This is a genomic window from Aeromonas sp. Y293-4, assembly GCF_027705905.1.
Lineage (GTDB): Bacteria > Pseudomonadota > Gammaproteobacteria > Enterobacterales > Aeromonadaceae > Aeromonas > Aeromonas veronii.
This window is the reverse complement of sequence record NZ_JAPDCI010000011.1, coordinates 65,762-85,021: the sequence shown is the minus strand read 5'-3', so window position 1 is coordinate 85,021 and position 19,260 is coordinate 65,762. Positions and strand designations below refer to the sequence as shown.

The following is a 19,260-nucleotide window of genomic DNA, read 5'->3' as shown; positions in this document are numbered from 1 at the left end:
TTATGCGTTCACTGCTTTGCCTGTTCACCGCTTTGCTGCTGACGGCCTGTACCGGGATTGCCGACGGCATTCGCCCCGTTACCGGCTTCCAGCTCGATCGTTATCTCGGTACCTGGTACGAAATCGCCCGCCTCGACCACAGCTTCGAGCGGGGGCTGGAGCAGGTGAGCGCCACCTACAGCCTGCGGGACGATGGTGGCGTCAAGGTGCTCAACCGCGGCAAGCAGAGCGATGGCAGCTGGCGCGAAGCCGAGGGCAAGGCCTACTTCATCGATAGTCCTGACGAGGCGCGGCTCAAGGTGAGCTTCTTCGGCCCCTTCTACGGCGGCTACAACGTCATCGACCTCGATCCCGATTACCAGCTCTCGCTGGTGACCAGCTACAACCACGACTATCTCTGGATCCTCTCCCGCTCACCCAACCCGCCCAAGGCAAAGGTGGATGCGCTGGTCGCCAAGGCGAAGTCGCTGGGCTTTGCCACCGACCAGCTTATCTGGGTCAAGCAGAACCCTTAAGCCAGTCGTGAAATGACAAAGGGCAGCCCGCGGGCTGCCCTTTTTCATGGAGAGTAGGCGGAGGATCAGAGCCGGAAGCGGCCGATCTCCTGCTCCAGCCGCTCGGTCAGCGACTTGAGTTCGGCCGCCTGCGCCGCCTCGTTGCCCGCCTGCTCGGCAAGCTCTTGCGAGACGTGGCGGATATTTTCGGTATTGCGGCTGATCTCACCGGTCACCGAAGTCTGCTCCTCGGCCGCCGCGGCGATCTGGGTCGCCATGTCGCTGATGGAGCCGATCGCCTCGTTGATCCGGGCAAGGCTCTGGTTGGCCGCTTCCGCATCCTCGACGCTGGTACTCGCCAGCTGACGGCTGGTCTCCATGCCAACCACGGCGCGGCGGGTGGTCTGCTGCAGGGTTTCGATCATCTGCTGGATCTCGTCGGTGGAGTCGTGGGTACGGCGCGACAGCACCCGCACCTCGTCCGCCACTACCGCGAAGCCGCGGCCCTGCTCACCGGCCCGGGCCGCCTCGATGGCGGCGTTGAGCGCCAGCAGATTGGTCTGCTCGGCGATGCCGCTGATCTTCTGGGCATGGCTGTCGAGCTCGTTGATGATCTGGCTGGCATCGGCCACTTCGTCCGCCAGACCGGTAATGCTGCGCTGACTCTGGCCAACCTGAGATTGGCCGGCGACCGCCAGTGCGACCGCATCGGTGGCGGTGGTGGCGGCAAACTCGGCGTTACCGGCGATCTCCTGAGTGGCGGAGGCCATCTCGGTCACCGCGGTCGCCACCATCACGATCTCGTCCTGCTGCTGACGCACCCGCTGGCTGCGGGAGTGGGCGCCGGCCGCCTGAGCACGGGACTGGGCCGCCAGCTCGACGGTGACATCCCGCAACCGGCTGACGATACCGTGCAGCCGCGCCACGAACTGGTTGAAGTTCTGGGCCAGCTGACCCACCTCATCCTTGCTGTGGGTGTTGATGTGAACGGTGAGATCCCCCTCGCCGTGGGCAATATCGTGCAGGGCGTGCGCGACCCGGCCCAGATCGGCAAATAGATACTTGAACATGGCGGTGAGCAGGGCGCTGAACACCAGCATAAGCACCAGCGTCAGCCCCACCAGCTGCCACAGCAGGGAGGCGAGCGGTGCCTCCAGCACGTCGCGATACATCACCATGGCCAGCAGCCAGTCGGTGCCCGGCACCGGCTGTACCGCCAGCAGCACGTCGCGCCCGTCGAGGGTAGCGGCGTGCAGCTCGTTGTTTTCGCGGCCCCACTGCTGGAAGGTGGCGGCAGAGAGTCCCGGCGCCAGCTCGGCGATGGGCTTGAGTGCAAGATCCTTCTGCGGATGGCCGACGATGAGGCCACTGCTGTCGAGCAGCATGGCGTAGCCCTCACCCTGCACCTTCATCGCCAGCACTTCGTCAATAAGCTTGTCGAGCGCCAGGTTGGCCCCCACGGCGCCGACCAGCTCGCCCTGATGGCGTACCGGCTCGGAAAGAGTGACCACCAGCTTCTGCATGGTGACGCTGACATAGGGGGCAGTGACGATGAGCTGCCCCGCCTTCACCGCATCCTGATACCAGGGGCGCTCGCGTGGGTCATAGTTGCCGGTGTTGAGGGAGGGATCCTGCCGGGTCATCACCCCCTGCGCGGAGCCAAAATAGGTGAGCCCGAACCCACCGGAGGTGTAGGCCTGCTTCAGGTGCGGCACCAGCTCGGCTTGGGGGTTATCGCTGATCAGGTTGACCAGCGCATGGACGGTGTTCTTGCGATCCGTCATCCATTCGCCGATGGCGACCGAGTAGGCGTGGCCATAGTTGACCGCCTCGCTCTGGATGGCGCTAATGGTGCGGGATTTTAGGGTGTGAAAGGCAACGATGCCGAGCAGTGATGCCATCAGCAGCACTACGCCAAGACTGGTGGCCAGCAGCTTGCCGCGCAGAGAGAGGGTCATGACGACGAATCCTTGTTGTTGTGTCAGGCAGGGAAAACCCTGATGTATCAAAGGCTATCGGCCGCAATATGAACAGACTTTAGTGAATCTGTATATTTTCCCATCTATCAACAACAGAACGCGCTATTCGTGTGAACCAGATCGCTATTCCATGCTACTGACTCTTGTAACAACAAAGCAGCAGGCCGCCCGAAGGCGGCCTGTCACCTACCCCTGATATGCACCGGCGGAGTAGGTCAGCTCATAGCTGTGGCTATAGATCTCGACGATATTGCCGAAGGGATCTTCCATGTAGACCATGCGGTAGGGCTTCTCGCCCGGGTAGTACTCGCGCACCGGCATCCGCTGCTTGCCGCCCGCCGCGACGATGCGCGCCGCCAGCCCCTCGACATCCGGATCCTGCACACTGAAGTGGAACACTCCGGTCTTCCAGAATTCGAAGTTGTTTTCGCGCTGCTCGCTGTTGGGGAACTCGAACAGCTCGATGCCAATCTTGTCGCCGGTGGAGAGGTGGGCGATGCGGAAGGAGCCCCAACCCGGGCCAAACACGTCGTTACACATCACGCCGATGGCAGAGTCATCCTCGGTGATGGTGGTGGCCGGCATGATGAGATACCAGCCCATCACCTTGGTATAGAACTCGACCGCTTTGTCGAGGCCAGTCACCGTGATGCCGATGTGGGAGAAGTTGCGTGGATAGGTCATACGTCACCTTGAAATTGTGTGTGGGAAACAGGTGACATGATAGGAAGGGGCGACATAATGAAAAATAAGGTCAAACTAATGGAATGCATAAATTAAATTTATGGTTAATCCACTCTGGCTCCACACCCTGGTGGTGGTGCATGAAACCGGCAGCTTTACCCGCGCCGCCGAGCGGCTGGATCTCACCCAGGCCGCCGTCAGTCAGCATATCTCGCGTCTCGAGGCCGAATTTGGCCCCCTGCTGCTGCGCAAGCCGCGTCAGCTGGAGCTCACTCCGCGCGGGCTGGTGCTGCTCGACTTCGCCCGCCAGCAGGCGCAGGCCGCCGAACAGCTGCGGGCGCGCCTCTCGGACGACGACCCTCACCACGGCGCCATCACCCTGTCCACCCCGGGCAGCATTGGTCTGCTGCTCTATCCCCTGCTGCTCGACCAGCAACAGGAGCACCCCGGACTCACTATCCAGCACCGCTTTGCCCCCACCCCCGACATAGTGCAGGCGGTACTGGCAGGGCGTAGCGATCTGGGACTGGTGGATCAACCGCCGGAGCACCCCAGCATCGCCGCCGAGCCCTTCGCCCGCGAACCCCTCTGTCTGGTGGTGCCCAACGACGGCGAGGAGCAGAGCTGGCAGCACCTCTGTCAGCTCGGCTTTATCGACCATCCGGATGGCCGCAGCATGGCACAACGCCTGTTGGGACGACGCTACCCCGGCCAGCGCGTTGACGAGATCCCGCTGCGCGGCTTTACCAACCAGATCGGCCTGATCCTGGAGCCGGTCGCCCGCGGCCTCGGCTTTACCGTGCTGCCCCGCTTCGCCGTCACCGCCTTTGCCCACCAGGAGAAGATCCGGGTGATCCAGAGCAGTATTGAGGTGATCGACACCCTCTGGCTGATCTACCGCGCCGAGTGGCCGCTCCCCGCCCGCCACCAGCGGCTGGTCACCGTCCTGAAACAGCGGGTTGCTGCACACTGAACGCTCTTGCGGCAGACATCGAGATCAATGTGGCCACAGTCACCGAGGGCTAGCGGCAAGAAGGAGAAGAGAAAGGAGAGGTGGATAAATGGGCGAACGCCGGAAATGCGAAAGGCCAGCTCAATGAGCTGGCCTTTCTGAAAATGGCAGGGGCGGCAGGACTCGAACCCGCAACCATCGGTTTTGGAGACCGCTGTTCTACCAATTGGAACTACGCCCCTGCAACAAACGAGGCGTAGTATACAAAGCGGGTTTCAAAGGTAAAGGCTTTTTTCACACTTTTAATGCGATTGCACAAATCCCGAACAAGTCGCGCCGATTTGTGCAGCAACGAGGGGTAACTTGCTGTATTTCCAGACTCAGCGGGGTAGGAATGGGGCATAAATGGGGGTAGGGTGAAATCAGGTACCGGGAGGCCACTTATGCTCAATTACCGACTGCTCCAACAACTTGCGCCCCTCAACTTCAGGGACGAACGCAAAACAGAGTCCCTGCCCGACTACCTGGCCCGGGTCGCCCCGCTGGTGCCCTTCATCCCCGAAAATGTGCTTTCCCAGTGGATTTACCGTCATTGGCGCGGTTTTGAGTCCAACTGGAGCTTTATCGATCTCGCCAGCCACCAGTTCGCATGCGAAAGCTGGCCCACCGCGCAGATTATCGAGCAGATAGACTCCCGCCATATGGAGGTGATCGAGCGCTGGGGCGAGATGCTGCGCAGCAACCGCTATGTCCGCCGCTCCTGGCTCGGCGAGAAGATGCTAAACGACGGCACCTGGCCCGAACCTGTCATCGTGCTGGTGCTGGAAGAGGGAGCCAGCTACCCGAACGGTCATCCCCTACCCCGCCCCTACTGCCTGCTGGAAGGACACCACAGACTCGGTTATTTGCGCGCCATGGCCCGCGATGGGGAATCGCTGCAAGAGACGCACAAGGTGTGGATTTGTCGTCATGTTTCCGTCACTTAAACGTTTTTCATGCTGAAATTGGCATCGTAAATAAAATTTTGACAATTAAAAAAGCGGCCCTATAATCTGTCCGGTTTTGAAAAAGGTCGGGACGAAACGATGCAGTTTTTGATTCAGAAAACAGCCTTGCAGACGGGTGGTGCGCACCAGAGCGGCCCCGTTGTTTCCGGTTCCCACCCCAAAGATCCCCAGTTATTTTTAAAAAAAGCCCCTGTTTCAGGGGCTTTTTTTTGTGCCCGAAAAACCTCCAATGATGTCAAAGGGAATGCAGACGATGACCAATCCACTCTATAAGAAACATGTCATCTCCATTTCGGACCTGACCCGGTCAGAAATGGAACTGGTAGTCTCAACCGCACAACGGTTGAAGGCTGAACCTGACACCAGCCTGTTGAAAGACAAGCTGGTTGCCAGCTGCTTCTTCGAAGCCTCCACCCGCACCCGCCTCTCCTTCGAGACCGCGGTACAGCGCCTTGGCGGCAACATCATCGGCTTCGCCGACGGTGGCAACACCAGCGCCAAGAAGGGCGAGACGCTGGCTGACTCCATCAAGATCATCGGCTCCTACTCGGATGCGGTGGTGATGCGCCACCCGAAAGAGGGTGCGGCCCGTCTAGCCTCCGAATTCTCCCGCGTGCCGGTCATCAACGGCGGCGACGGCTCCAACCAGCATCCGAGCCAGACCCTGCTCGACCTGTTCACCATCCATGAGACCCAGGGCCGTCTGGACAACCTCAACGTTGCCTTCGTCGGTGACCTGAAATATGGCCGCACCGTGCACTCGCTGGCCCAGGCCCTCAGCCTGTTCAACTGCCGCTTCTTCTTCATCTCCCCGGAAGCGCTGGCGATGCCGGACTACATCTGTGAAGAGCTGGAAGAGAAAGGCATCCAGTTCAGCGTCCACCAGACCATGGAAGAGGTGATGCCGGAGCTGGACATCCTCTACATGACCCGCGTCCAGAAAGAGCGCTTCGACGAGACCGAATACAAGCACATGGCTGCCAAGTTCATTCTGGAGCTGGCGACCTTGGAAGGGGCCAAGCCCACCATGAAGATCCTGCATCCCCTGCCCCGCGTCGACGAGATCGATGTAGCGGTCGACAAGACTCCCCACGCTTGCTACTTCCAGCAGGCGGAGAACGGGGTCTATGCACGCCAGGCGCTGCTGGCACTGGTACTGAACGAAACTGTCTGAGCTTAGGGGAATATCATGTCTGACAAGAACCAACTGCAAGTCGAAGCCATCCGTCACGGCTCCGTCATCGATCACATCCCCGCTGGCCAGGGCATCAAGATCCTCAAGCTGTTCCAGCTGGTCGAAACCCAGGAGCGGATCACCGTCGGCTTCAACCTGAAATCCGGCGCGCTGGGCAAGAAGGATCTCATCAAGATTGAGAACACCCGTCTGACCGAGCAACAGGCCAACCAGCTGGCGCTGTTCGCCCCGAAAGCGACCGTCAACATCATCGAAGACTTCAATGTGGTGAAGAAGCACCAGCTGGAGCTGCCGGAGTTCATCGCCGGGGTGTTCCACTGCCCCAACTCCAACTGCATCTCCCACAACGAGCCGGTGGACAGCTACTTCCGGGTGCGCGAAGTGAAAGGCGTGGTGCGGATGAAGTGCAAATATTGCGAGAAGTCCTTCACTCAGGACATCGTCAGCGAGCGTTACTGATATCTGATTGGGCCCTGCGGGGCCCATTTTTGAACCCTGTCACATCACCGAATTTCCAGTCAGCTATAATTTGCCATCACAAGATGGTAATGCCCGTTCATTCCCTGCATATAGATGGATTATCAGTGTTTTTGCCTGATAACTGACTGCTATGGCAGATATCGCGCGTTTACCTCCGGTCATCATCAAAGGAATTCGCCGTGGTCAAAACCCTCAGTCGTCCCGTTGCCCAAGAGCCCGATCTGGCCCAGCTGGATGCCTGTCGCCAGATCATCGGTCAGCACTGCTACAGCACCCAGGAAGAGATCCGCCGCGAGCTGTCGGAGCGCGGCTTTGCCGACATCAGCCAGTCCACCATCTCCCGCCTGCTGCGCCGCCTCGGCGTCGCCAAGGCGCAGAATGCCAACGGCAAGAAGGTCTACACCTTGGTCGATGAGCAGCTGGAACCCGCCGGCAGTACCCGCTCGATCCACGACATGGTGCGCGAAGTGGTACACAACCAGCAGATGGTGCTGATCCACACCACTCCGGGGGCCGCCACCGTGGTGGCTCGCCTGCTGGATCGCAACGCCAATCCCGAGATCATGGGCGCCGTCGCAGGCAATGACGTGGTGCTGGTCGCGCCGCGCCATATCAGCCGTACCCGTCAGGCCCATGCCGCCGTGGTGCGCACGCTGGCGCAGGCACGCTAAGCTATTTCCCCTAAATACATCGAGGCGACCCGCGGGTCGCCTTTTTGTTGCTTGCTATTTTGTGTTCATCACTTCTTGCGCCCATAAAAAACGGGAGCCCACAGGCTCCCGTTTTATCTTGCTTGTTATCCCTCAGGAGAGCACAGCGCCCAGGCTCAGGCAGACCACGATCAGCACAGTCAGGATACCGAGCAGCGGAGCCACCCACTTCAGCCAGCGCACATAAGGCACCTTGGCGATGGCCAGACCGCCCATGACCACGGCGGAGGTCGGGGTCACCAGGTTCACCAGACCGGAGGCAGACTGGTAAGCAGTCACCACCAGATCGCGGCCCACGTTGGCGAAGTCGGCCAGCGGCGCCATGATCGGCATGGTCAGTACGGCCAGACCGGAGGAGGACGGCACCAGGAAGGAGAGCACCACTTCCAGCACGAACATCACGTTGATAAAGACGATGGTGGAGAGGCCAGTCACGATCCCTTCTGCACTGTGCAAAATGGTGTGAGTGATCATGCCGTTATCCATCACTACCACGATACCGCGGGCGATACCGATGATCAGCGCCACACCCAGCAGGTCGCGGGCACCGTCGATAAAGTTGGAGGTCAGCTCCTCCTCGCTCATGCGGGAGATAAGACCAACGATGATGGCGGCAGCCAGGAACACGCCGGAGATCTGCGCCATCCACCAGCCCAGCACGGCCACACCGTAGATCATCACGGCGAAGGCGGCGACGAAGATACCCAGCACGATTTTACGGGTCAGGGTGAACTCCAGCATCTGGTCACTCTTGTTGCCAAGGAAGTGGGCACGGTTCTCTTCCCACTTGTCAGCCACCAGAGATTTGCTCGGATCGCTGCGCACCATCTTGGCGTAACGCATGACGTAGGCAACACAGAGCAGCCAACCGGCGACCAGCATGGCAACGCGCAGCCAGATACCATCGGTGAAGGAGATACCGGCGGCGTTGGCGGCAATCACTGTCGCAAACGGGTTGATGGTGGAACCGAGAGTACCGATACCGGCGCCCAGCAATACGGTTGCCGCTGCCACCACAGGGTCGAAGCGGGCGGCCATCATCACCGGCACCAGCAGGGTGTAGAAAGGCAGCGACTCTTCGGCCATGCCGTAGATGGTGCCGCCTGCGGCGAACAGCGCCATCAGGATCGGGATCATCCACTCTTCACGGCCACGCAGACGGTCGGTCACACGTTCGATACCGGCATCGATGGCACCTGTCTTGGTCACAATGCCAAGAAAACCACCGATGATCAGGATAAAGAGGGAGACGTCGATGGCGCCTGCCTCATAGGTGTCGTGGTTGTAGAGGCCATCGATAGGTGCCAGCAGCACGTCGACGATCCCCTGGGGATTCCCCTCCACCAGTTTGTAGGTACCCGCCACCGGCACTTCTTTGCCGAGGGCTTCGTTCATGGTCATCTCGTATTTGCCGGCCGGCACTATCCAGCTCAGGGCGGCCACCAGGGCGATCAGCACAAACAGTATCGTGTAGGCTGACGGGAACTTGAATTTGGTCATGGTCCAGCTTCCTTCTGTGGGTGTGGTATCCATGCAGGCTGCGGGTTGTAGGGTTAGAGGTATTATGCCGCTGTCACATGGTCGAAAAGCCGGGGGTCGCCCCCCGGCACCACTACTGCGACCTTAGTCGCCCAGCGTAGCAACCATCACTGCCTTGATGGTGTGCATCCGGTTTTCGGCCTCGTCGAACACGATGCTGTGCTCGGATTCGAACACGTCCTCGGTCACTTCCAGGCCTTTCATGCCATATTTGTCAGCCACTTCCTTGCCCATGGTGGTCTCGTCGTTGTGGAACGCCGGCAGGCAGTGCATGAACTTCACATCCGGGTTCTTGGTGGCGTTGATGACATCCATGTTGACCTGATACGGGGTCATCAGTTTGACGCGCTGATCCCAGGCTTCTTTCGCTTCACCCATGGATACCCAGACGTCGGTGTAGAGGAAGTCAGCACCCAGCACACCCTCTTTCACATCTTCGGTCAGGGTGATGCGTGCGCCGGTCTCTTCGGCGATCAGGCGGCACTTGGCAACCAGCTCCTCTTCCGGCCAGAAGGCTTTCGGCGCGACCAGACGGATGTCCATGCCCATTTTGGCGGCGCCGACCATCAGGGAGTTACCCATGTTGTTGCGGGCATCACCCAGGTAGGCGAACTTGATTTGATCCAGACGCTTGCCCTTGCCGTGCTCCAGCATGGTCATGAAGTCGGCCAGGATCTGGGTCGGGTGGAATTCGTTGGTCAAGCCGTTCCAGACCGGGACACCGGCGTAGGCACCCAGCTCTTCGACGATCTCCTGACCGTAGCCGCGGTATTCGATACCGTCATACATGCGACCCAGTACACGGGCGGTGTCCTTCATGGACTCCTTGTGACCGATTTGGGAACCGCTTGGGCCAAGGTAGGAGACTTGTGCGCCCTGGTCGAAGGCCGCCACTTCAAACGCACAACGGGTACGGGTGGAGGTCTTCTCGAAAATCAGGGCGATGTTCTTGCCGACCAGATGCTTGCGCTCGTAGCCACCGTATTTGGCTTTTTTCAGGTCGATGGCCAGGTCGATCATGTATTGGATTTCGCGCGGGGTGAAGTCCAGCAGTTTCAGGAAGTTACGGTTACGCAGATTAAAAGCCATGATGAGTTCTCTCTATATATGTTTCAGACCAGTTCGGGCAGTAGTGTTGACTACGCATTCTCAGTACAGATGTCGGTAATTACGCATGTACGGTGCGGGTGGCGACGATATTGGTGCCGGCTTCACCCTTGAGGATGGCGAGGCCATCTTCCAGCGAGCCGATGCCGACCATACCGCCGGTCGCTTTGACAAATTCACAGGAGGCTTCGACTTTTGGTCCCATGGAACCTGCATCGAACTTGACCCCGGCCAGCTCGTCCGGGCTGGTGACCCGCAGCGGGTGCTGGGTCGGTTTGCCCCAATCCAGATAGACGGCATCGGCATCGGTCAGGATCAGCAGGGCGTCGGCCTTGATCTGCTTGGCCAGATAGGCGGCAGACATGTCCTTGTCGATGACGGCTTCGATACCGGTCAGGCTCTGGCCATCCCAGGTCACAGGGATGCCGCCACCACCGGTACAGATGATGAGGTGGCCTTGGGCAATCAGGGTTTCGATGGCGTCGCCTTCGACGATGCGCTGGGGCAGCGGGGATGGCACTACGCGGCGGAAGAACTTGCCGTCAGCCTTGACCACCCAGTGCTTCTCTTCTGCCAGGGTGCGGGCTTCAGCCTCTTCGTAGACGGGGCCGATAAATTTGGTCGGGTTGGCGAATGCCGGATCCTTGGGATCGACCTGCACCTGAGTCAGCAGCGCGGTGACGTTGCGGCTCGGCATCAGGTTTTTCAGTTCCTGGATCAGCATGTAGCCGATCATGCCCTGGGACTCGGCACCCAGCACATCCAGCGGATAGGGGGATACCTTGGTGTAGGCGCTGTTTTGCAGGGCCAGCAGGCCGACTTGCGGGCCGTTGCCATGCACCAGCACCACGTTGTACTCCTGAGCGATCAGGGCGATGGTCTTGGCGGCAGTTGCAATGTTCTTGCGCTGGATATCCGCTTCCAGTGGCTCACCACGACGGAGCAGTGCATTGCCACCCAGAGCGACGACGACAGTTGGTTTTTTCATAGTGGTTAATCTCGAGTTTGGTTCTGTGTGGCGCCAGCTTCTGCCGGCGCCACGCCGTCTCATCAGATGCTGTCGCGTTCCATCGGGCAGCTCATGCAGCGGGCGCCGCCACGGCCACGGCCCAGTTCATCACCCGGGATGGAGAGAACTGTGATACCGGCCTTGTCGTACTTCTCGTTGGTGTAGGTATTGCGCTCGTAACCCACCACCACGCCGGGACGTACGGTCAGCACGTTGTTGGCGTCGTTCCACTGCTCGCGTTCGGCTTCGAAGCTGTCACCACCAGTGGTGATGATCTTCAGCTGATCCACGCCCAGCGCTTTCTCGATAGCGGTGACGAAGTAACCCTCTTCCTTGATGTTCATGCCGGTAGCGCCGCCCGGAGTCAGGCTCCAGCACTGCACGTCCTTGCGGATCACTTCCGGATAGACGGAGAAGGTATCGATATCCATGTGGGTCATGACGGTATCCAGGTGCATGCAACTGCGGTGTTTCGGCAGCTCCATGGCGATGACCTGTTTGGCCTGACCATGTTTGAACAGGCTACGAGCCAGATGCTCGACACCTTGCGGGGTGGTGCGCTCGGACATACCGATCAGCACGGCGCCGCGGCCGATAACCAGTACGTCGCCACCCTCGATGGTGGAGTTGTCGTAGTCACGCTCCTCGTCACCGAAGTACTTGATGAAGTCCTGACCGGCAAACATCGGGTGCCAGCGGTAGATAGCCTTCACATGGTTGGTCTCGCGGCGACGAGCCGGCTTGGCCATCGGGTTGATGGAGACGCCACCGTAAACCCAGCAGGAGGTGTCACGGGTGAAGAGGTGGTTGGGCAGCGGTTCGATGATGAAATCGGTCGGAGCGTGCATGCCCACTACCATGTTGACGCCGCTGTAGGGCATCTCGGAGTAAGTCAGGCCACCGGAGAGAATGCGGGCCAATTCGCGATGCGGCATGTCAGCCAGGAAGCAGCGCACGTCGTTGGCAAAAGAAGAGCCGAGGCGGTAGTCGGAGACCTGATGTTGCAGCAGCCAGGTTTTGGCTTCCGGCACATCCAGGGTTTCCGCCAGCAGATTGGTCAGCAGGAAAACTTCGACATTCTGATCGCGCAGTACCTGAGCGAATTTGTCGTGCTCCTGACCGGCGCGTTCAACTGACAGGACGTCATCGAACAGCAGATCCTGGCAGTTGGAAGGAGTCAGACGCTTCAGACTGAGGTTGGGGCGGTGCAACATGACACGGCGCAATTGGCCAACTTCAGAACCTACATAAAATTTGCTCATGATTATATTCCGTCTAGCAGTGGTCCCTGCGAGTGATTGAATAGATTCCTTCTATTCATGCTCGTGGCTAAGGCGGGATATTCTTTATGTAGGGTAATCGGCTTATGTTCTATCCTGCCCTTGCCTTTCGAGACCGAGGTTAGCCCTGCAAATCGCGACAAACTTAGACATTGATCACATTCACTCAGAACTGAATATATTCACCATCCAATCTATGACCCCGGTAGCAAATTGCGCATTTTCCAAACAAATAGCACCGAATAACCATGCAAAACCACCCTGCTATATTTCAGATTGATTCATTTTTTATTCATGCCAGTTCACTGGAGTGATTAAATGCAAATAACAAAAACCGTTAAAAATCATTACTGTAAATAACTTTACAAATAGAATTTGAATATTACTCCCTAGGTATTGAATACATCGCCGTGACGGGAGGAATGCGGGAGAAATAAATACTCACATCGACCACATTCACTGCATAAATCTTTTCTTGTTCCAGATCATGGCATTGATGCCAACCCCATCAGGCTCGGCCTTATAAGTCATCACCTCTTTGTGCAGTTCAACTTAATATGCACAAAGTCCGCATCAAGGTGGGCAGCCATCCTCGTCGGTCATCACAACGCCTTTTGATACTTTTTTCATTAATTGAATTTATTCGTCTCACCTTGCGCTGGCGCCAACCTCGACTTAACTCAGAAAGTGATCCAGATCACACAGGAATGGCACTACCAAGGAGTTGTTATGAAGATGAAACCCATGCTGTTGCTCGCGACTTTGCTGCTCTCTGCGCTCCCCACCCTCAGTCAGGCTGAAGGAGCCCCTGCCATGCCCATGGTGGTATGCCATGTCGACAAGGCCCCTCAAATGCTGGTGCCTGACTATGTCTGCCGCTGGCAGGGAGGCAGCGTTCATTACTAGTCGAAACAACGAGAGGAGCATCACTCCTCTCGCCTTGTGATGAGACTGGCCCCTCCTATACTGAAATCAGCGGTTTTCTCATGGATAGGGGAACGTCATGATCTTGTTGGTCGGTGGAGAGAAGGGGGGGAGTGGCAAGAGCTGCCTGGCACAAAATCTGGCGGTCTACCTCAGATCCCAATTTCAGGGGGAGGTGTTACTGGTCGACTGCGACCCGCAGCGCACCACCTCTGACTGGATTCAGGAGCGCAATGACAATCCGGAGCTGCCACAAATCAACTGCGTACAGCTCTATGGCAATATTCGCAACGACCTGCTCAGCCTGAAAAACCGCTACGACTACGTCATCGTCGATTGCGGCGGGCAAGACAACCGGGCGCTGCGCTCTACCATGGCTGTCGCCACCCACGCCCTGATCCCCTTGCGCCCGAAACGTCGCGACCTCAAGACCCTGCCCCACATGGAAGATCTCATCACCACCTGCAAGATGGTCAACCCGACCCTCAATGCAGCCGTAGTGCTGACCCAGTGCCCCGCCCTGCCCAATCAGGTAAAACGCATTCTGGAAGCGAAAGAGGTTTGCTCCTCGTTCGGTGTCGACGTCCTAAACGCCATCACCTATGGCCGCAACGTCTATGACGACAGCGAAGAGAAGGGACTGTCGGTGATGGAGATCGAGCCGGATGGCAAATCCGCCGAAGAGATCCGGGCCATCGCCAAAGAGTTCCTGCAAGTGGGGGTGTGAGATGGGTCTGGCCGATCTGAAGAAAAAGCACCAGTTGCATCACCAGAAGAAGTTCACCGTCGACGAATTTATCGAAGATGCGGAGTTCTACGCCAAGGGCAAACCCAAGGTGGTCAGCCTTGAACTGGGTCTGCATCGTGATGAAGCCTTGTCGGCGCTGGCCTTTATCGAGAGTGGCGAGCACCTGAAGCCCAGCTACAAAAAAGCCACTTTCTCCATGAGCACGGTGGCCATCGACGAGCTGGGTAATCTGACCCAGCAAGATGGCATGAACAAGTCCCTGTTGCTGCGCCTCTTTACCCATTACTTCTCTTCGCTGACTCCTGAAGAACGCCAGACCATCTATGAGCGGCTCAACCAGCGCTAATAATTTCTCCATTCAGCCGCTCTTTGTGTGCCTCGCCCACTCACCTCGAATGACCATCATCAGACGGCAAAATCTGTTTCTGAAGCAACCAAAACGCCGTGTAAGAGATCTGCCATTCCAGATGTAAGCCAACAGCCGAAAAGATCCCCGAGATAATCGGAAGATAAGATCTTAAAACATGAAGATGATTAACTTAACCAGCTGTTTATAAATGAAAAAATCGAAACCCATAACTTTCGAAATAGCTAATGACAAAAACGTTTTCCAATCTGGCGTTGTAGCCGGTTAGAAAATCCTTATAGTTACTCATGCACGGACGCAATGAAGTCGGTCAGGAAGGCTGGCTGCCAGGGTTGGGCAAATGGACTCACCACAGGATGTGGTAAAGGACACCTCCCAGGACGGAGAAAGTGCGACGGGACAGGATGACTCGTCAGGCCAAGATGGCTAAAGGACACCCCAAAGGATTGGGAAGGGGAAACCTAAAGGAAGAGGTAAACAGTCAGGGATTGCAGGGAGCAACTTCGTTCAAGGATCTGAGCGATACGACTACCGGGGGCGACGCAAGTCGCCCCCATCTTTTTATCTGCATTTCACCATCCCCTTGCTTGGCTCTCAATTGCTTGCCTCAGCGCAGAGACGTCTTACCAGAACCTTCCCGACCCGCTGCTTAAGCAAAAATACATATGAAAGGGGCGCCACAATGGCGCCCTTCTCTGTTTTCTAATCGGCAAACAAGCTTATATCACGCGAGAGAACTGCTGCTGACGCGCCTTGTTGCGCAAGTACACGTCGAAACACATGCAGATATTGCGGATCAGCAGCTGCCCCGTGGAGGAGACCTCCAGACCATCCTCCGTCATACGCACCAATCCATCGTTGATGAAGGTCTGCAGCAGCTTGAGATCGTCGGCAAAATACTCGCTGAAATTGAGACCGTGCGCCTGTTCGACAGCGGCAAAGTTCAGACGGAAATCACAGATAAGCCGCTTGATCACCTCACGGCGGATCAGGTCATCCTGATTGAGCGAGCAGCCTTTCCACTGGGCATGACCCAGCTCTGCAACCTGAGCGTAATAGGCCTTGAGCTCTTTCTGGTTCTGGGAGTAGGCATCACCGATCATGCTGATGGAGGAGACCCCCAATCCCAGCAGATCGCAATCACCTTGTGTGGTATAGCCCTGGAAGTTGCGGTGCAGCTTGCCCTCGCGCTGCGCGACCGCCAGTTCGTCATCTGGTTTGGCAAAATGGTCCATGCCGATGAACTGGTAACCCTGACCGGTGAGGAAGGCGATGGTGTCCTGCAGCATGGCCAGTTTCTCCTGCGGCGCAGGCATATCCACCTCTTTCAACTTGCGCTGGGCGGCAAAGCGGCTCGGCAGATGGGCATAGTTGAAGATGGAGAGGCGCGCCGGATCCGTCTTGAGCACCTCTTCCAGCGTATGGTGGAAGCTGGCACGATCCTGATTCGGCAGGCCATAGATAAGGTCGAGGTTGGTCGAGCGGAAGCCAAGTTCACGGGCCCGTTCCAACATGGCTTTAATAAAGTCGTTGTCCTGCTCGCGGTTGACCGCAACCTGCACATCCTTGTTGAAATCCTGCACCCCAAGGCTGATGCGGTTGAAGCCGACGTCTCGCAGCACATCCAGCATGGTAATGGCAATCTCGCGCGGATCGACCTCGATGCTGAACTCCCCCTCTTCGGCGAAATGGAAATGCTCACGCAGCATGGCCATCAGGCGGCGCGTTTGCGCTTCATCCAGATAGGTGGGTGTACCGCCACCCCAGTGCAGTTGGGTGACCAGACGGTGCTTGAAGAGCGGGGCTTGCGCCTTGATCTCCTGCTCCAGGTAGTCGAGATACTCGTCAGCCTTGTGCTGATGGCGGGTAATGACCTTGTTGCAGCCGCAGTAGTAGCAGAGCTTGTGACAGAAAGGGATGTGCACGTAGAGCGACAGATTGCGCTCGGGATACTGGCCGGCAGCGCGGACAAAATCCGGATAGCCGAAGCTCTCGTTGAACTCCAGCGCAGTGGGATAAGAGGTGTATCGCGGGCCACTGTAGTTATATTTTTCGATCAGGGCCTGATCCCACACAATCTGTTCTGCTTGCACGCTCGCTTCCTCTCTTGTTGTTATTGTTGGCTCACCGACCTAACTGAAAATCCTTCAGCTGGGCCACATCCTTGAGGATCTGAGCCTCCAGCTCGGCCTCGTAGCCGCTGCGTTCGAGATCCATCTTCATCACTTCATTGCGCTTGAGGGCACGTCTGGCCTCATGAGTCGGCATATCTTTCACCTTCTCATACAACCCATACAGACCCGGGAACTCGGCAACGAACGCCCGCCCCCCCTTGATCTGTAACGCATCCAGCAGATTGGTCAGCCGAATGGCGCCTTCGGAGTAATCGCACTGCCCCTCCTGCACCGCATGGGCAATGACCCGCACGCTCTCCAGAATTCGTTCATTGCGAGCTGTAATAGCCTGCAACTGCATCGCTTGCTGTCGTCTCAGTCTGGCCAGCAGCATGCCTGCATAGATGGCCAACCCTGACAAAATCAGGCCGCCCAACAGGGCGGCCAGCATCCATCCACTCATCACTTTTTCTTCGGCTCAGGCTTGGGTTCCGGCTTGAAATCGACCTGGTTGAAACGGTCCCACAACTCCTCTTCGGAGGCCGGTTTCTGCTCGTCGAACTCGGCATCATCGCCATCATCAAACGGCAGATCGTCATCTTCATCATCGTCATTATCGTCATTATCGTCATTATCGTCATTATCGTCATTATCGTCATTATCGTCATTATCGTCATTATCGTCATTATCGATGATGCCCAGCTCATCCATCAGCTCCTGATAACGGTCGACGCGCTGATCAACCCAGGCCTGCTCGGCCGCTTCCAGGGTTTCACCGGCATCAAGACGATCCAGCAGATCATTCAAGCGGTCATCGTTTTCGATGGAAGCCAGCTCCTGCTCGGGCGTCATCACCAGCTTCTTCTCTTTCACCGCCTTGGGGGCTGCCGGCTTCTTCTGTTTGTCATCAACCACCAGTACTACCGGCTTGCGGGAACCGATACGCGGATCTTTGGACTGGCTGTTGCCAGACTTGTTCTTCGGCTGTTCAACTTGCTGACGAGAACCAGCCTTCAGGCCTTTGCGCTTGGCAGCCCGTTTACGCTCACGGCCTTCCTGAGCACTGACATCAGATTCTTTGCGCTTGCCAGTAGGCTTGCGAGTGGGTTGTTTGGCAGACATGAATGGCTAACTCCGAAAATAACTGGTTTGACCCGTACCCGGGATGATTTCACCCGGTGGGATACGATGCGAGGAACAGTAAGGCTGGAACAAGAGCAGGATCCCGCACCAATCCGGCCCAATCAGGCCACTGAACACCGCAGGATCGGTATCCTCTGGGCATGTTGCTGGTATTTTGACACAGAATGGCTAATCGGGTTAATGACCCAAAAGAAAAAAGGCAGCCGAAGCTGCCTTGATATGTTCATGCGTGCGCCATCCTGAATGGCAAAACAATCTGTTTCGTCCTCTCCGTGACAACTTGTCGCCGCATCATATCGTTGTGTGGTCATCCTGACCTTATATTGGTCGTTCCTGAATGTGCGTGTGCCTGTTTGACCCGTCTCGACCGCATCCTGCCATCGTGCCGGGGAGTCTGCATCCCGCAACCCCATCCCGCTCCGGAGATGGTCACCATCCTGATCCTTCAATCCTTTGCCAGCTCATCCGAGCCCATGGCATCCCGCCACGCCAGCCATCCTCTGCTCACAATACCCTGTCGTGAAACCGCCACCCAATCCGTGGGTGAATCCATTAAGCCTACTGTACCAACTCTATAAAGCGGCTCAATCCACTCAAAACATTCTCAACATGTCGAAAAATATCAATATTTATATAATCTATTGATAAATAATGATTATTTAATATTTTATGCAATTTTATGAGCCTTGGCCTGCCTTGAGAATGGGAGATCTCTTACAGAACGGGGGGATTAAACCGAGAATTATCTGAAAGCCATAAAAACAACGGGGAGCCCAGGCTCCCCGTTTCAACTCAAATCGACCGTATCGACTATATCAGTGCAGACCCGCCACATATTTGGAGAGGGCTTCGATATCCTGATCAGTCAGTTTCTTGGCAACGTCCCGCATCATGCCATTCGGATCGTTGTCACGCGTCCCGGCACGAAATGCGGTGAGCTGAGCCTTGATATAGGCAGGATGCTGGCCGGACAGGTTTGGATACTTCGCCTGTTCGACACCCGAGCCACGGGGACCATGGCAAGCCGTACAAGCTGCCAGACCGCGACTCATGTCACCACCCATATAGAGTGCCTTGCCCGCTTCGACCACGTCGTCAGGGACAGCGATAGGGGTAACCTTCAGGCTGGAGAAATAAGCCGCCAGGTCATCCATGTCCTGTTCCGACAAAGGTAACGCCATCGGCCCCATCACTGGCGCAACCCGGCCAATTTGACCAGAAGCGGCAGCCTTCAGTTCAACTAACTGCTTTTTGATATATGATGCGTGCTGACCAGCAATTTTGGGGTACATATCAACCAGGCTGTTTCCGTCCGGTCCATGACAAGCCGCACAAACGGCAGCCTTGGTCTGTCCCGCAGCGGCATCGCCCTTGGCTTGTGCCATCCCCGTTACGCCAACCATCAGAGCAAGAGTAATGACTAGGTTCTTCATGGCGTTCCAACTTTTCGTTATTAGGCTTCCAGATCCCATGCCGCTGAAGGCATGTTAAAATAAACGCGTTTAAGCGACGCTATTTTACACCATTT

General features: G+C 57.1%; 20 protein-coding genes and 1 tRNA gene. 10 read left to right on the top strand and 11 right to left on the bottom strand.

Features of this window, described 5'->3' with window-relative positions:
* Positions 1 to 2 precede the first annotated feature (2 nt).
* On the top strand, positions 3 to 515 hold the full coding sequence (locus tag OKC31_RS13610) for a lipocalin family protein (RefSeq protein ID WP_247823792.1): 513 nt from the start codon (positions 3 to 5) through the stop codon (positions 513 to 515).
* Between the two features lie 65 nt (positions 516 to 580).
* Here the strand turns inward: OKC31_RS13610 and OKC31_RS13605 are convergent, their stop codons facing one another.
* Complete coding sequence (locus tag OKC31_RS13605) at positions 581 to 2,452, bottom strand: methyl-accepting chemotaxis protein (protein ID WP_270657080.1); 1,872 nt, start codon at positions 2,450 to 2,452, stop codon at positions 581 to 583.
* 207 nt (positions 2,453 to 2,659) lie between these two features.
* Positions 2,660 to 3,157 carry a lactoylglutathione lyase family protein gene (locus tag OKC31_RS13600; protein ID WP_247823790.1) on the bottom strand — a complete coding sequence of 166 codons (498 nt, stop codon included), beginning with the start codon at positions 3,155 to 3,157 and terminating at the stop codon, positions 2,660 to 2,662.
* Positions 3,158 to 3,257: 100 nt separating this feature from the next.
* Between OKC31_RS13600 and OKC31_RS13595 the strand changes: the two genes are divergently transcribed.
* Positions 3,258 to 4,130, top strand: coding sequence for a LysR family transcriptional regulator (locus OKC31_RS13595; RefSeq protein ID WP_247823789.1), 873 nt, complete (start codon positions 3,258 to 3,260; stop codon positions 4,128 to 4,130).
* Between the two features lie 144 nt (positions 4,131 to 4,274).
* Here OKC31_RS13595 and OKC31_RS13590 read toward each other — a convergent pair.
* Positions 4,275 to 4,351: transfer RNA gene (locus OKC31_RS13590), tRNA-Trp, on the bottom strand.
* 201 nt (positions 4,352 to 4,552) lie between these two features.
* Between OKC31_RS13590 and OKC31_RS13585 the strand changes: the two genes are divergently transcribed.
* From OKC31_RS13585 to OKC31_RS13565, 5 genes are all read left to right on the top strand, one after another.
* Positions 4,553 to 5,095: a hypothetical protein gene (locus OKC31_RS13585; protein ID WP_247823788.1), complete on the top strand. Its 543-nt coding sequence runs from the start codon at positions 4,553 to 4,555 to the stop codon at positions 5,093 to 5,095.
* Between the two features lie 99 nt (positions 5,096 to 5,194).
* Positions 5,195 to 5,389: a hypothetical protein gene (locus tag OKC31_RS13580; RefSeq protein ID WP_133249581.1), complete on the top strand. Its 195-nt coding sequence runs from the start codon at positions 5,195 to 5,197 to the stop codon at positions 5,387 to 5,389.
* Entirely contained in the window at positions 5,370 to 6,290 is a 921-nt protein-coding gene (gene pyrB / locus OKC31_RS13575; protein ID WP_005339735.1) for an aspartate carbamoyltransferase, read from the top strand. The genes OKC31_RS13580 and pyrB overlap by 20 nt, the downstream gene beginning before the upstream one ends.
* Before the next feature lie 15 nt (positions 6,291 to 6,305).
* Positions 6,306 to 6,770, top strand: coding sequence for an aspartate carbamoyltransferase regulatory subunit (pyrI, locus tag OKC31_RS13570; protein WP_005339730.1), 465 nt, complete (start codon positions 6,306 to 6,308; stop codon positions 6,768 to 6,770).
* Positions 6,771 to 6,970: 200 nt separating this feature from the next.
* Complete coding sequence (locus tag OKC31_RS13565; protein ID WP_005339728.1) at positions 6,971 to 7,462, top strand: arginine repressor; 492 nt, start codon at positions 6,971 to 6,973, stop codon at positions 7,460 to 7,462.
* 132 nt (positions 7,463 to 7,594) lie between these two features.
* Here the strand turns inward: OKC31_RS13565 and OKC31_RS13560 are convergent, their stop codons facing one another.
* The 4 genes from OKC31_RS13560 to arcA form a co-directional block, all read right to left on the bottom strand.
* Positions 7,595 to 9,001 carry a YfcC family protein gene (locus OKC31_RS13560; RefSeq protein ID WP_005339725.1) on the bottom strand — a complete coding sequence of 469 codons (1,407 nt, stop codon included), beginning with the start codon at positions 8,999 to 9,001 and terminating at the stop codon, positions 7,595 to 7,597.
* Positions 9,002 to 9,124: 123 nt separating this feature from the next.
* Positions 9,125 to 10,129 (bottom strand): ornithine carbamoyltransferase, encoded by a 1,005-nt coding sequence (argF, locus tag OKC31_RS13555; RefSeq protein ID WP_005339721.1) that lies wholly within the window; start codon positions 10,127 to 10,129, stop codon positions 9,125 to 9,127.
* A gap of 79 nt (positions 10,130 to 10,208) precedes the next feature.
* A complete protein-coding gene (gene arcC / locus OKC31_RS13550) occupies positions 10,209 to 11,135 on the bottom strand; it encodes a carbamate kinase (RefSeq protein ID WP_108613530.1) in 927 nt (308 codons plus the stop codon).
* A 62-nt stretch (positions 11,136 to 11,197) separates the two neighbouring features.
* Positions 11,198 to 12,418, bottom strand: coding sequence for an arginine deiminase (gene arcA, locus OKC31_RS13545; RefSeq protein ID WP_005339718.1), 1,221 nt, complete (start codon positions 12,416 to 12,418; stop codon positions 11,198 to 11,200).
* A 747-nt stretch (positions 12,419 to 13,165) separates the two neighbouring features.
* On the opposite strand from arcA, the gene OKC31_RS13540 reads away from it, so the two are divergent.
* The 3 genes from OKC31_RS13540 to OKC31_RS13530 all read left to right on the top strand — a co-directional run bounded on the left by OKC31_RS13540 (position 13,166) and on the right by OKC31_RS13530 (position 14,454).
* Positions 13,166 to 13,342, top strand: a complete 177-nt coding sequence (locus OKC31_RS13540; protein ID WP_005339717.1) for a hypothetical protein — start codon at positions 13,166 to 13,168, stop codon at positions 13,340 to 13,342.
* A 97-nt stretch (positions 13,343 to 13,439) separates the two neighbouring features.
* The gene (locus tag OKC31_RS13535) at positions 13,440 to 14,087 is read left to right on the top strand and encodes an AAA family ATPase (RefSeq protein WP_005339716.1); all 648 of its coding nucleotides are present in this window, start codon (positions 13,440 to 13,442) and stop codon (positions 14,085 to 14,087) included.
* Position 14,088: 1 nt separating this feature from the next.
* Entirely contained in the window at positions 14,089 to 14,454 is a 366-nt protein-coding gene (locus OKC31_RS13530; RefSeq protein ID WP_139405392.1) for a CopG family transcriptional regulator, read from the top strand.
* 740 nt (positions 14,455 to 15,194) lie between these two features.
* Here OKC31_RS13530 and hemN read toward each other — a convergent pair.
* The 4 genes from hemN to OKC31_RS13510 all read right to left on the bottom strand — a co-directional run bounded on the left by hemN (position 15,195) and on the right by OKC31_RS13510 (position 19,165).
* Entirely contained in the window at positions 15,195 to 16,568 is a 1,374-nt protein-coding gene (gene hemN, locus OKC31_RS13525; protein ID WP_247823787.1) for an oxygen-independent coproporphyrinogen III oxidase, read from the bottom strand.
* 31 nt (positions 16,569 to 16,599) lie between these two features.
* Positions 16,600 to 17,040 (bottom strand): DUF2489 domain-containing protein, encoded by a 441-nt coding sequence (locus OKC31_RS13520; protein ID WP_076492627.1) that lies wholly within the window; start codon positions 17,038 to 17,040, stop codon positions 16,600 to 16,602.
* Positions 17,041 to 17,051: 11 nt separating this feature from the next.
* A complete protein-coding gene (gene yihI / locus OKC31_RS13515) occupies positions 17,052 to 17,711 on the bottom strand; it encodes a Der GTPase-activating protein YihI (protein WP_270657079.1) in 660 nt (219 codons plus the stop codon).
* 836 nt (positions 17,712 to 18,547) lie between these two features.
* Positions 18,548 to 19,165, bottom strand: a complete 618-nt coding sequence (locus tag OKC31_RS13510) for a c-type cytochrome (protein ID WP_005339710.1) — start codon at positions 19,163 to 19,165, stop codon at positions 18,548 to 18,550.
* Between the last annotated feature and the right edge of the window lie 95 nt (positions 19,166 to 19,260).

Bases quoted from the DNA above. Each gene is read 5' to 3' on its own strand.
- OKC31_RS13610 (WP_247823792.1), top strand. From the start codon at position 3: ATGCGTTCACTGCTTTGCCTGTTCACCGCTTTGCTGCTGACGGCCTGT.
- OKC31_RS13605 (WP_270657080.1), bottom strand. From the start codon at position 2,452: ATGACCCTCTCTCTGCGCGGCAAGCTGCTGGCCACCAGTCTTGGCGTA.
- OKC31_RS13600 (WP_247823790.1), bottom strand. From the start codon at position 3,157: ATGACCTATCCACGCAACTTCTCCCACATCGGCATCACGGTGACTGGC.
- OKC31_RS13595 (WP_247823789.1), top strand. From the start codon at position 3,258: ATGGTTAATCCACTCTGGCTCCACACCCTGGTGGTGGTGCATGAAACC.
- OKC31_RS13585 (WP_247823788.1), top strand. From the start codon at position 4,553: ATGCTCAATTACCGACTGCTCCAACAACTTGCGCCCCTCAACTTCAGG.
- OKC31_RS13580 (WP_133249581.1), top strand. From the start codon at position 5,195: ATGCAGTTTTTGATTCAGAAAACAGCCTTGCAGACGGGTGGTGCGCAC.
- pyrB (WP_005339735.1), top strand. From the start codon at position 5,370: ATGACCAATCCACTCTATAAGAAACATGTCATCTCCATTTCGGACCTG.
- pyrI (WP_005339730.1), top strand. From the start codon at position 6,306: ATGTCTGACAAGAACCAACTGCAAGTCGAAGCCATCCGTCACGGCTCC.
- OKC31_RS13560 (WP_005339725.1), bottom strand. From the start codon at position 9,001: ATGACCAAATTCAAGTTCCCGTCAGCCTACACGATACTGTTTGTGCTG.
- argF (WP_005339721.1), bottom strand. From the start codon at position 10,129: ATGGCTTTTAATCTGCGTAACCGTAACTTCCTGAAACTGCTGGACTTC.
- arcC (WP_108613530.1), bottom strand. From the start codon at position 11,135: ATGAAAAAACCAACTGTCGTCGTCGCTCTGGGTGGCAATGCACTGCTC.
- arcA (WP_005339718.1), bottom strand. From the start codon at position 12,418: ATGAGCAAATTTTATGTAGGTTCTGAAGTTGGCCAATTGCGCCGTGTC.
- OKC31_RS13540 (WP_005339717.1), top strand. From the start codon at position 13,166: ATGAAGATGAAACCCATGCTGTTGCTCGCGACTTTGCTGCTCTCTGCG.
- OKC31_RS13535 (WP_005339716.1), top strand. From the start codon at position 13,440: ATGATCTTGTTGGTCGGTGGAGAGAAGGGGGGGAGTGGCAAGAGCTGC.
- OKC31_RS13530 (WP_139405392.1), top strand. From the start codon at position 14,089: ATGGGTCTGGCCGATCTGAAGAAAAAGCACCAGTTGCATCACCAGAAG.
- OKC31_RS13520 (WP_076492627.1), bottom strand. From the start codon at position 17,040: ATGCTGGCCGCCCTGTTGGGCGGCCTGATTTTGTCAGGGTTGGCCATC.
- yihI (WP_270657079.1), bottom strand. From the start codon at position 17,711: ATGTCTGCCAAACAACCCACTCGCAAGCCTACTGGCAAGCGCAAAGAA.
- OKC31_RS13510 (WP_005339710.1), bottom strand. From the start codon at position 19,165: ATGAAGAACCTAGTCATTACTCTTGCTCTGATGGTTGGCGTAACGGGG.